The organism is Shewanella sp. Choline-02u-19 (genome assembly GCF_002836205.1).
GTDB lineage: Bacteria > Pseudomonadota > Gammaproteobacteria > Enterobacterales > Shewanellaceae > Shewanella.
In genome coordinates this window covers 2,819,657-2,831,792 of record NZ_PJBE01000013.1, presented here as the reverse complement: position 1 = coordinate 2,831,792, position 12,136 = coordinate 2,819,657, and the positions used below count along the sequence as shown (strand labels likewise).

Annotated in this window: 11 protein-coding genes; 5 read left to right on the top strand and 6 right to left on the bottom strand. The window is 43.1% G+C overall.

Annotated features, from left to right (window positions below; translation table 11 throughout):
* Positions 1-50 precede the first annotated feature (50 nt).
* The gene (locus CXF83_RS18970) at positions 51-719 is read right to left on the bottom strand and encodes an SDR family oxidoreductase (RefSeq protein WP_101093153.1); all 669 of its coding nucleotides are present in this window, start codon (positions 717-719) and stop codon (positions 51-53) included.
* Positions 720-835: 116 nt separating this feature from the next.
* On the opposite strand from CXF83_RS18970, the gene CXF83_RS18965 reads away from it, so the two are divergent.
* Positions 836-1,759, top strand: coding sequence for a LysR family transcriptional regulator (locus CXF83_RS18965; protein WP_101093151.1), 924 nt, complete (start codon positions 836-838; stop codon positions 1,757-1,759).
* A 185-nt stretch (positions 1,760-1,944) separates the two neighbouring features.
* Here the strand turns inward: CXF83_RS18965 and CXF83_RS18960 are convergent, their stop codons facing one another.
* A complete protein-coding gene (locus CXF83_RS18960; RefSeq protein ID WP_101093149.1) occupies positions 1,945-3,066 on the bottom strand; it encodes a TDT family transporter in 1,122 nt (373 codons plus the stop codon).
* Between the two features lie 243 nt (positions 3,067-3,309).
* Between CXF83_RS18960 and CXF83_RS18955 the strand changes: the two genes are divergently transcribed.
* Entirely contained in the window at positions 3,310-3,729 is a 420-nt protein-coding gene (locus tag CXF83_RS18955) for a ribosome recycling factor family protein (protein WP_101093147.1), read from the top strand.
* 124 nt (positions 3,730-3,853) lie between these two features.
* Here CXF83_RS18955 and CXF83_RS18950 read toward each other — a convergent pair whose 3' ends face one another.
* The 3 genes from CXF83_RS18950 to CXF83_RS18940 all read right to left on the bottom strand — a co-directional run bounded on the left by CXF83_RS18950 (position 3,854) and on the right by CXF83_RS18940 (position 7,779).
* Positions 3,854-5,362, bottom strand: a complete 1,509-nt coding sequence (locus CXF83_RS18950) for a lytic polysaccharide monooxygenase (RefSeq protein WP_198553556.1) — start codon at positions 5,360-5,362, stop codon at positions 3,854-3,856.
* 762 nt (positions 5,363-6,124) lie between these two features.
* Entirely contained in the window at positions 6,125-6,742 is a 618-nt protein-coding gene (locus CXF83_RS18945; RefSeq protein ID WP_101093146.1) for a MarC family protein, read from the bottom strand.
* A 596-nt stretch (positions 6,743-7,338) separates the two neighbouring features.
* The gene (locus CXF83_RS18940) at positions 7,339-7,779 is read right to left on the bottom strand and encodes a PACE efflux transporter (protein ID WP_101093144.1); all 441 of its coding nucleotides are present in this window, start codon (positions 7,777-7,779) and stop codon (positions 7,339-7,341) included.
* 94 nt (positions 7,780-7,873) lie between these two features.
* Between CXF83_RS18940 and CXF83_RS18935 the strand changes: the two genes are divergently transcribed.
* The gene (locus tag CXF83_RS18935) at positions 7,874-8,752 is read left to right on the top strand and encodes a LysR family transcriptional regulator (protein WP_101093142.1); all 879 of its coding nucleotides are present in this window, start codon (positions 7,874-7,876) and stop codon (positions 8,750-8,752) included.
* A 115-nt stretch (positions 8,753-8,867) separates the two neighbouring features.
* Here CXF83_RS18935 and CXF83_RS18930 read toward each other — a convergent pair whose 3' ends face one another.
* Complete coding sequence (locus tag CXF83_RS18930) at positions 8,868-9,752, bottom strand: LysR family transcriptional regulator (RefSeq protein WP_101093141.1); 885 nt, start codon at positions 9,750-9,752, stop codon at positions 8,868-8,870.
* A gap of 100 nt (positions 9,753-9,852) precedes the next feature.
* On the opposite strand from CXF83_RS18930, the gene CXF83_RS18925 reads away from it, so the two are divergent.
* Together CXF83_RS18925 and CXF83_RS18920 are read left to right on the top strand one after the other, a co-directional pair.
* Positions 9,853-10,920, top strand: coding sequence for an HlyD family secretion protein (locus tag CXF83_RS18925; RefSeq protein WP_101093139.1), 1,068 nt, complete (start codon positions 9,853-9,855; stop codon positions 10,918-10,920).
* A 27-nt stretch (positions 10,921-10,947) separates the two neighbouring features.
* On the top strand, positions 10,948-12,060 hold the full coding sequence (locus CXF83_RS18920; protein ID WP_101093137.1) for a DUF2955 domain-containing protein: 1,113 nt from the start codon (positions 10,948-10,950) through the stop codon (positions 12,058-12,060).
* The last annotated feature ends 76 nt before the right edge of the window (positions 12,061-12,136 follow it).

Sequence of the window (12,136 nt, the reverse complement as noted above, 5' to 3'; positions counted from 1 at the left end):
TATGATTTATTTGGCATGGCTTTGCACACCAGACAGGTTGTTTTTATCGACTAATTGATGAGAGCGCCACCGTCAACGTCAATGACAGAGCCCGTCATATACGGGTTGGTAATTGCCATGACATAAGCCATCGCTATATCTGCAGGCGTTGCTACTCTGCCTGCGGGTAAATTGCGTTCAGCGTTTTCATACATGGCTTCACGAGATGGGATATCCATATTTTTATATGCTGTAGTCATGGTTAAACCAGGGCTAACCGCATTAACTCGAATCGGCGCGAGCTCTTTAGCGAGCACTTTTGTTACCGCCTCTAACGCCGCATTAATGGCGCTTTTTACGTAAGTATTGGCAACAACTTTGCGAGAGAGCATGCCCGTTGTCAGTGTTATTGTTCCATTGGGTGTCAGGTAGCGGGCAGCATGCTTAGCAACATTGATGGCACCCCAAAACTTGATATCGAAGGCTTGTTTAGCATCATCAACGGCAACGTCAGTTACTTTTCCCGCAGGGGCATATGAGCCTGCGGTAACGATAAGATGATCGAAAGGGCCAATGGATTCGAAATAACGATGTACTGCTTTCTCGTCACTGATATCTAACCCGGTTGTACGGCTTGCTACATGAACAATGTTATTGCCATTATTGAAGTGTTTTGCCACGGCCTCACCTATCCCTGATGCACCGCCAATGATGACGTAGGTTATTTTTTTCTGGTCCATGGTTAGTTCCTTCAGTTGTTTTTGATGACAGTTGCTATTATATTCATTCGTATTAATTTGATAATTGGGCAAAATACGAAGTCATTATTCGTCTGAGCTGAATAATAGGAGGGGGAGTGGATAAATTCTCTGATATGGAAATGTTCGTCAGCATTGTGAAACATCAAGGACTCGCCGCCGCTGGGCGCGATATTGGCCTTTCTCCTGCCACAATGACGGCAAGGCTACAGGCGCTTGAAGAAAGATACGCGGTGAAACTGCTTAATCGAAGTACCCGACATATCTCTCTGACAGATTCGGGGGCTTTGTACTACAAGGCGTGTATTGAGATTTTAGATAATGTCAGTGAAACTGAAGCTCTGATCCAGAATGGCGTCAAGGAGGTAAAAGGTTCACTGAGAATAGCGGCGCCAAAGGATGTCGGTAAGCAATATATTCTTCCTATACTGTCTGACTTTTGTAAACAGTACCCTGATGTGGTGCCCTACCTATATTTGAACGATAACATCGCCAATATTGCTGAATCGAGTATGGATATTGTTATTCGGTATGGAGAGCTAGCTGACAGCAATTTAATATCACGACGTCTGTCGGCCAGTAGGCGAGTGTTATGTGCCTCGCCTGAGTACCTCAAAAAACATGGAGTACCATTAACACCACAGGATTTGGTGAGTCATCATTGCCTTGCCATGTTGCGCAGTAATGAGGAGTTAAAAACCTGGCATTTTCAAGATAAAGATAAGAGGAATTCAATCACTGTTGTCCCCAAGCGATTTTCTGATGATGGCGAGGTTATTCGATGCTGGGCATTAGAAGGGGCTGGAATAGCCCTTAAATCAGTGTTAGACATTCAAGATGATATTGATAACCTACGTCTGGTGACTGTACTCAATGGATACATGCAGAACTTCAATGCATCGACATCAGTATCGAGTGCAAATTTGAATGTGGTGTACATTAGTAAGCAGTATCAGCCGAAACGTATTAGATTATTCTTAGACTTTTTGATTGATAAATTCAGTTATCAATCAAAACAATAAGATTAAACTCACTCTATCTCCTGTTTGTTGTTGAACGAATGGGAGGCCTATTATTTAATGCAATAAAGCGAATAGACCACCCATAGTAGTGGGGTAATTTCTGAATCAGAAGTACGGTGCTAAACTCGTTTTTTAGGCCAGTCTAAACATGGGCTTAAAATATTTAGGTTATAGCGTAGAGGGACTCAGAGCGATTTGCCTTTTTTCGATACCGCATGAACTGGTGTTATTGGATTTTTAATAATATGTCCCTTTTTTATTCCTTTGATAGTGCCTACAGCGGCAACGATCCAAGAAATAAATAGACCTATAAATAAAATGACGGCAGCCCAGCGGAACACATCCAAATCGGTATGGATTGCCAGCTGAATCGTCCCAGTTACGCAAGTGCCGACGGGGAAGGTGAATGCCCACCACGTTAACGCAAAAGGCATCTTATTACGCAGTGCGCGTAAGGTGAGTAGGCTTACTAATATTGACCAAAAGAAGGCGAATCCCCAAACCGGCACACCATAAATAATCGCCATATTGTTCATGCTATCGCCAATAGGGCCTTCAACAACAAGTAATGCAGCAGTACCTAACGCACCCGCCGCAGTAATCGACTGCCCTAGCGGCCCTAATACTATCCAAAGTGTGGGTACTCGAGGGCCACCAGAAGTACCGGAATGCGCTAAGCGACTCCAGATCAGAGTGATGATAATGAATGCACTAAACAAACTCACCCCAAACATGGCATAGCAACCGTAAAGCATTAACTGCTGTATCTCAGGGTTGGCTATATAGGGGATAAGCATTGCGCCTATCGCTGCAGACACCATCGGTGGTACGACGGGCATCAGCCAGCCACCAAAAGCACCATCATCACGTACTTCATAGTGAGTGAATAAACGGTAGGGAATGGCAACGGAGACGATAAGGCCACTCAACGTGCCGAATACCCATAGTGCCCACGCTATCGTTAACGTCGTCGGCTCTGAAAAAAGATGGTTACCATATAAAATGGTGCCGCCAGCCACTGTTAATAATGCCATTGGTGGAGCCCCGAAAAACTGCGCCATGATGGGATCATTAAGCTGGCGTTTGATAATATGAGGTTTGACTATTGCTTGAAGTGTTTTCAGCCCCACCATGATAATTAGCATTAAAAATGCCAACAGCCAAATGGCTAATCCTACGTTTACTAATTGCTTACCGACATAAGGCAGGTTAGCAAGAGCATTTGCAATAATGCCGGTGCCCATAACTGCGGCAAACCAGTTGGGCCCAATTTCGGTGCTTAATTCTACTTGGTCATTTTTAGTCATAGTTAGGCTTTAGTCTTTGCTAATGTTATGAGGTCATAAATTTAACGTTAGTATATAAGGATAAGTTGTCATTCTGTTGTTTGAGACAATATTTATAATAATTAGGTGATTAAGAGTACTTATCAAATAGAAAAATTATTCTATTACTGCTGCTTTGTTACTATGTCATTAAGAAGCGAATAAACTTAAGCTGGATTCAAGTAATGATTAAATCGGTGCAGAGTAAACTTTTGAAATACAGTTATGAATGAAGCCATCACGATCTCACTTCCGTCTCTTATTCACCGAATAGGAAGGGATGCCGTCAATCGAGCCAAAGTTGTTGCTACCCAGTATCATTGCGAGCTTAAACGTGTGCGGCGTTCCAGAAACTGGGGGCTTTCTGGTGAGGCGATCAGTATTCAATCATTCGCAGGGCAGTTGAAAGCGGAGTCATTACAAGCGCTGGAGTTGAAGTCGATTGATGAGGGGGAATTTCGTTATCTTGTGCAAAAGATTGAAACTGCCTTGCTTGATCATGCTGATAAGTTAGAGCCTTTAGCGGAAAAGTTAGTTCGCCTAATTAACGAAAACCCTAATGTCACCTTGGCTGAATTGATACACGTCACCGATTGCACCATGAGTGAAGCCAGAACCGCTCGTTTTGATGCTGACTCTTGGTAGTGGCAGCTGTTCAAACGAGGCAGCGTTCAGGTGTGTATTTATTCGATTTAGCTGACATTTACTCGAAAAAAAACCAGAAGGTCGAGCCTTCTGGTTAAACAGGGAACTATTTTAGGTTATTGGTTTAACGCCATACTCCCCATTCGCCAGTGGTGCCGGGTTCTTCACCAAGTGTCCACCAATGAGCAGTCCAAGATTTACCTGCATGAGTCACAACATCGTTTTCGGTATAAGTGCTCGTTGCGCTCCAAGCTTTAGTCTCTGGGTCAACGGGAGGGTCTACAGGGTCTACAGGATCTACAGGATCTGTAGTAGAAGCCTCTACGACGAATGAATAGACCTCCTCATCACTAGCATCGTTATTACTGATCACTAGTTTAAAAGTTAATTCATGGCGAGTATTTGTGAGCTTAGCTGTATCAACAATTAATTCGTTGTTTGAACCAATATTGATTTCTACCGGTGTGCCGCTAACTTGTAACCATTGAATATTGCTTGCTGCACCCGTGCTTTCATCATGGGTCAGTACGACATAATCACCATGGGTAACAGTAGCGTTATTTAGTGTTTTCAGTACTTTTGGTGAAATCACTGCATCAACTGGGTTGGTATCTGTAGTAATGGAAAACTCACCTGACGCTCGTGAATCTTTTGAATTAAAGTCGTTTCCGTGTAAATCATTCTTGAAATACATGTAGTGGCGCATGTCTTCATGCCAGCGACCAATGAACACATTGCCTTGATGATTCGATTCGTACCAGCCATTGACCTTCGATGCTAGTAATCGGTCCCAATCATTGTTGTTCTCTTCTGTAATCACAACAGAGAATGAAGAGTGTTCTTCGCCGTTTTTATTAAATACTTTGTAGTTTACTGAATCGCCGATAGTCGCTGAACTTAGATTGACCGATTGCGGTATAAAAGCATCCCCTGCCACTAAATACGGTTCGGTAGGTGTTGGATCGGGATCAATGGGTGGTGGGGTTACGCCATCATTTACAATGACAATATCACTGCAATTGTAAAAGCCTTCACCTACTGGGTCTGCACGTTGCCAGCGTACAAATAGAGTTGCATTGCCGACACGATCTGCCGGAATGGTGACATCCATTCGGTATTTTCCACCGACGACGGGTACGTTGCCCTCTTCTTGAAATAGCTCTAGATCCCCCCATGCTAGCGCTTTAGATAAGTCTGCATCAGGTTTGGTGAGGTAGAACTGCCAAAATGATGGATTATGGGGTGCTGTTGCATTGAATACGTATTCGAATGTTCCCGCATTGACTTCCGATCGTGTCCAGCCACTGTGTGCTGCACCCATTCCCTTTTTTTGTGGGTCATTGGCATAACACAAGGTGCCATCAGGAATAGCATTTTTAACTGTTTGGATATTGTTGTAATCAGTAATATTAATCGAAAATTCGTTACGCTGTACAAATGGGTATGTGCCGGAAATTGCTTTGGCTTGAGCACATGCGGCGTTTGGTGGGCTTCCACTCCAAATACCACCTTCGTTATAACAGGTTTGCTGCCTAGCTTCTGGGTATTCCGACCACCCGTGAGCCTGTGCTTGTACACTGGATAACATCAAAAATACTGACGTCATTGTCATGCTGAAATGTTTTATCTTCATTATTTTTCATCCTTTGTTATATAATATTTTTTTATTTAAATTGTTGACGCATTTTGATGGTTTTAAATGCTAGGTTATTTAAGTTTGAACTCTGTTGTGTATTTCAGGTTTGATTGGAATCATCACTTTTATGGTCTGATTGTCCCTGCTTTACATTGTAAGTGTTACTTGTTGATACATGTTGGTGGGTATATTTACTTTAAATTATTTAAAGTGATTCAATATTTATATTATTTTTTAATAACTATATTTGTGTTGTTGGATGTTTATATAATATTGCATTGTGAAATGGTTGTTGTTGATTCTCAGTAATTTATGTGAATGTTATCACTTAGTCAATAGTCTTTTTATTGACACTTTTTAATTAATTGTCACGTGCTATTTTTTTGACTTTTAAAAGGTAAATGTTACGAGTCGACTAAAATCGAATTTTTGTATGTGTAAATTAATATCGTATTGTTTATTAGTGGTTTAGGGTTGTATTTTACTGTAGAGAGTAAACACTCTATTTTTGTGTAGGTTAATTGACAATTAACAGTGTCAAAAATAATACTGTTAAAATTCATCATAAATTAATTATAGCAGGGATGGATTAATTATATTGAATGCAATTATTAGACTCAGAATAGGGATGAAGCTAATTATTTATCACCGGTAAACCTAAATCAAAATGGACAACTATAGATTAGGATTTTTAGAGTAAACCTTGTCCTAGGCTTAGGGCTTAAGGTTAGGACAAGGACAAGGTTTACTTGTATTTGGCTAACCTATGCTACTAACAACAGCTGTTATTCCATCTATTAGCATTTGAACTCCTATTACTGACAGAATTAGCCCCATCAGGCGAGTCACTATGCTCAGTCCATTCTCACCGATTGCAGCTATGATCTTAGAGGAAAAAACAAAACAGATAAAAGTGATAATACACAGGGCTGCAAACGCGAGAACTGTAACCGTAATTTCTCCCCATCCTCCAGCCGCCGAATAGTTCATTGCGGTAGCAATGGTTCCTGGCCCTGCAAGCAACGGCACTGCCAGCGGTGATACCGCGATATCTGATTCGCTATCTGCTGCAGCGGTATGCAGCTTTGAGCTTTTTCCATGCAGCATATGGTATCCGACTAGAAATACCAGAATACCGCCCGCGATCCGCAATGCTGGCAGGGTAATTCCAAACAGGTTGAAGATTGATTTACCTAAAAGCGAAAAAAGTACAATGATAATAAAAGTGATGGTTAACGACTTTATTGCGGTTTTAGTTTGCTCAGATTTGCTCATACTGGCAGTTAATCCAGCAAAGACGGTTGTATTTGCAATCGGATTCATAATGGCAAAAAAGGCCATGAAAACCGCTAATGAATGCGCAAGTAATTGACTCATTTGTTTCTCTTCCTTGGTTTGTTAACGGCCTAAGTCGTTCTGTGGTATCAGTGTAAAAGCGTTGCTTTCTGAAAGAGTAGGCAGTGGTATTGATACTCTTATAGAACACCCATAACGGGAGTGAAAGTAAACTCTATTCTATTGCTTTAAAGGAAGCTAGTCGGCGACCAATATTAGCAAATTGTAGGGATGCACTGATTATTAATGGCGGATGACGACTTGAGATGCAGAGTTAGCCGCGGATGTTTAGCAATCGAGAGCTAAAAAGTCACTGATATAATACCCGTTGCATTAAAAGTTTGACCATTCAGCGGGAATTAAAAGCCCTGTAGGCGAGATGGGGGATTGAAGCTAATAGTTAATCCAATTGGTATAAATCCATAACTGCACAATATAGCGTTCTGCAGTCGTTACTCTTTATATGGAAATAGGACTCGCGGCCAGAGAAGCCGCTTACCTGTATCTCTTGGGGGAAAGTCCTAGATTAGCAAGGTATGGAGGCTAGGTGAGCTCAGTATTTTACGCTGAATTCACCTATGACCGCTTATGATGAAGCGTATTAGCGTTAGCAATTGATGATTACTTCCACCAGATGCTTATCTAGGGAGGGCATTGCTCACTTCTGCGCTGCTGCCGAAGAAACGCTCACGCAGCAGGTCATAACACCAGTTGTAGACAATTGCGTATACCAAGAAGAAAATGACAACGCCGATATCCATGATAAATACGGTCCAAAAATCTAGCTGTAGCACCCACATCATCAAGGGGAGTGTGACAACAATCATGCCTAACTCAAAACCAAGCCCATGGCCTATGCGCATTTTAAATGTACGCTCAATACGATTGTTTCCGAATATGCGGTCAAATCCTAAGTTGTAAACGTAATTCCAACACATGGCTATTAACGACAGGCCGATAGCTAAACCGGTCACCGATGTTACCCCTGCATCGGTAAAAATGCTGGCGGCAGTGATCACAAATACTAAGGCAATCGCTTCAAATAATATGCTGTGGAAAATACGCTCTTTTGTGTTCATAGTCAGTCTCATTTAGGTTGTTCAATGCTTCTTGGTTGCTATAATCATCAATTATTGCGTAAGAATAAAGTCAGTTACTATCAGGAAAAGTGATATGTATAATTTAGAACAGCTAAGAATGTTTGTTGAAACGGCACAATCAGGGTCATTCTCAGCATGTGCTCGTAAGCTGGGTAAAGTGCAGTCAGCGGTGAGTCAGGGGATCGCAAACCTTGAGATTGAGCTCAATACCACGCTGTTTGATCGTAGCAGCCGCAAACCCTCATTAACGGCTCATGGTGAGAGGCTATTGCCGTTTGCTCAAGCTATCCTGCAACAAACTTATGAACTCGACTCTGTGACTAGCGCCTTAAATTCATCACATGAAACACAGATAAAAATGGCAGTAGATGATGCGTTACTGCCGGTGGTGACGAGTTTGTTGAACACTTTTGCAACGCGTTTCCCAGGTACCATCTTGGAGCTTTATGCCGTTTCAACCCCCGATGTGTTAACGCTAGTACATACGGAACGAGCTGATTTAGGTTTGATGTTTGCCAGTAACGATTTTCCTCAAGAGGTGGATTTGTGTTACGTCGGTAGCTTGCCGTTCAATGGCGTAGTGAACCCAGCGCATCCACTGGCAAAAATGGATATCATCACTGCGGCAGATTTGATCCCACAACGTCAATTATTGATCCGTGGCCTTGAAGGACAAGCCTTGGCACACAGTCCTGAGATCTCTGCACATATCTGGTGGGGAAATAGCTTTAATGCGATTAACAGCATGGTAAAGGAAGGGCTGGGATGGAGTTATATTCCAGCTTATATGGCAGAGCGATATGAGCATCAGGGAGAAATGGTGCGCATGAATTTAAGCTTTGATCATAAGCCATGGCGAGTGCCGATTGATCGTGTGATGGCAAAACAAAAAGCCAGAGGCCCTGCTTTAATGTGGTTGGCTGATGCGGTCACTAATTTGTTGGATGAATAGGGGCTGCACCAAAAAGTAGATTATTGGCATTCTCGTCACAAGGACTTATCAGGGGGACTGCACTCGATCATAGACAATTGATAAATGACTTAGGTAACGGATAATCTAACACTCGTTAAACCGAAAGTTTGATATTCGCTTCGGTAAACGTTTCTCGTAATAACTGTACTAATACACGGGTTTTCTCTGGCAAAAATTCACGTGATGGATAGATCAAAGTCAATTTTATATCAGTGAATTTTTCCCGAGGTAGAATCGTCACCAGTTCACCGGCTTTGAACGCATCTTGGAGTAAAGATATTGGCAACAAGGCCACCCCTTTACCAGAGGTTGCCATGTGCTGTATCAATCCTAAATCATCGGAGCAGAGTCGGATCTTCAGATTGTCTGGTAACGCTGTCATGTTATATCGGCTCACCATAATGGGATGGTCATACAGATGAGATAGCTCTGTAATTGCAGCATGACTATTGAGGTAATCGGCAGAGGCGACTAAGCAGCTCGGAAACCGCAACAAATTTTGTTGAACATAATCCTCATTGGTCACTTTTACCCCTTTAGGTAATAGCTGCATATCGATGTTTTCACGCCTTAAATCGAGACTTTCCTGACTATTAACCACATCGAGCAATACATCGGGAAAGCGTTCGAGATAATCTTCCAATAAAGAGGTAAACAGATTGGAGGTGATGAGTGCAGCAGGAACGGCTATGCGTAACGCACCTTGTAATGACTTATGTTGATTTGTCAGTAAGTTCGCAGCCTGTGCCACACTGCTGAGTGGCTGATTAACTTGTTCGTATAGCAATCGACCATCTTCAGTTAATTCAATTTTGCGTGTGGTGCGGATCAATAATTGACAACCTAACGCTTTTTCAAGTTCTTGTAAGCGTCGACTCACTTTAGAACGTTGAAGGCAGTGGTGTTTCGCCGCCGCGCTGATCCCACCATGTCGAACCGTGAGTACAAACAGGTATAGATCATCCATACTTAGCTTCATTGTCCTGCCTATAGGTTGTAAGTGTCTTGTTTGTCATTCTACTTAATCTAATCCACTGTTTCTATAATAGCGTCCCTTTCAGGTTACTGTGGACCGTTTAATGCAAACTGCCGAACATGCTTTTCGCCGTTGGATGCAAAGTCTTATTATTCTTTTTATTGTTCTTCTTGGCTATATTGTGATTGCCGATCGTTATGCCCCGTTAACGACCGAGAGCCGAGTACAAGGGTATGTCATTCAGATAGCATCTGAAGTCAGTGGTAACGTCATCGGTGTACAGGTTGAAAATAATCAGCAGGTCAGTAAGGGAGATAGCCTCTTTACGATTGATAAGCGTAAATACCAACTGGCAGTCAATAAGGCCAATGTGGCGCTAGAGCAGGCCCACGAGCAAGAAAGTGCTTTATACGCCAAAGTTGAAGCGGGTGACGCCAATGTGGCTACCACCCAAGCGGCATTTGATAATGCCAGCAGTGAATATCAACGTATTCGGCAGCTTGCTGGTAAAAAACTGGTATCAGCCTCGCTGCTTGATAGTTCTCTGGCGAATAACAATGTGTCGTTATCTAACCTGCATGCCGCTCAGCAAGAACGACGAGCACTGCGCGTGCAGTTAGGCACGTCACCTGGGCAAAGCAGTATGGTACGCGCAGCGAATAACAGCTTAGAGCAAGCAGAGCTCAATCTATCACATACACAAATAATGGCCCCCAGTGATGGCGTTATTACCAATCTACAGCTAGAAGTCGGCAGCACAGCCAGTACTAACCAGCCCTTAATGACCTTTATCCCGACGGGTTCATTGTGGATAGCGGCTGATTTTCGCGAAAAAGCGGTGGCACTATTAGATGAGGGAACCGCTGCATTAGTGGCTTTCGATGCTTTTCCTGGTGAAGTTTATTCGTTGAAAATACAGAGCCGTGATTTTGGGGTCGCAGCAGCGCAGCAAAGCCCGAATGGTCAATTGACCAACATAGAAACCAACAACCGCTGGGTGCGTGATGCGCAACGAGTGCGGGTCAATTTAGTCAGTAATATTGCATTGCCTAAGCAACTGTTTATCGGTTCGCGCGCCACTGTCGTGCTGTATCCCAGAGACAACTGGCTATGGGCATTGTTAGGCCAAGCTCAAATTAAGACGGTGAGTTTTCTGCATTACATCTATTAATCTATCTAGCGCCAAGGAACCCCTCTTTTGAAAGTAGATACTTTAAGAAAAACCCAGCGTATATGGTTTGGCAGTGTGACAGGCTTAGCCGTGACGCTGGTTTTTGGTTGGTGGTATGGTCTTTTTGCCGCATTGTTGCCAATGTTCGTCCTGACTAAAATTGATCGATGGAATAGTGGCATTATCATGCAATTGATCATTAGCGTTGTTTGGATCTGTATTCAAGTGACGTTAATCGTTGGTTTTTTACAACCTTATCCTCTGCTTATGACGCTCGCGGTAGGGCTGATGCTGATGTTTAAATGTATCGCGATGACCCATAAAAGCACTTATCTTTTCGGTTATATCGGGCTATTAATCGGCTCTATTTTACTGAATTTTGCTAGCTACAATGGATTTGATCTTGAAGAGTTCGTTATGGGGCTGATTGCGTCAACATTAGTCACAGCGCCCATTGTTGGCTTGGCGTTTTATCTGTTTCCTGAGCAAAATATATTGCCTGCTTCGGCGTTCACTGCTGAACCTACAGCAGCAAAGAGCAGGGCACATGTTGATACCCAGCGTAAAGATCACAATGGTTTGGTGCGTCAGGCGTTATTAGGTTGGTTGATTGCAATGGCGGCATTCATTCTGTTTCAAGTTGCAGATTTAAATGATTCGCTGTCAGCACAGGCATCAATCTTTATCGTGCTAACGCCTATGACGTTGATTGGATCATTAGCGGTCGCAAAGATCCGTATTATTGGCACGTTTCTCGGCTGCTTTGCGGGAATGTTGATCCAACTGACGCTATATACTTGGTCTAATAATGCGCTATTGTTTTTGTTAGCCTATGCCATTGCCGCCGGGATTTTTTGTCGATGGCTAGCGTTAGGGGACATCAAAGCGGGTATCGGTTTTTCAGCCATGTCGGCCTTAACGGTGCCACTGACAACATCGTTTGTTCCCGAGCAAAAAGATGCATTCTTCTCTATCTGCTACCGCTTTAGCTCCATTTTGATGGCGGTAGTCTGCACTTCTTTGGCTATTTGGATTACTCATCATTTTCTGGTACGTATCATTAAAGCTAAGCCTCTAAAGAAAGCGACGGATAACGGAACGCTGCGCTCAGGGATAACGGAACGCTGCGCTGACGGATAACGGAACGCTGTGCTGACGGATAACGGAACGCTGCGCTGACGGATAACAGAACGCTGCGCTGACGGATAACGGAGCG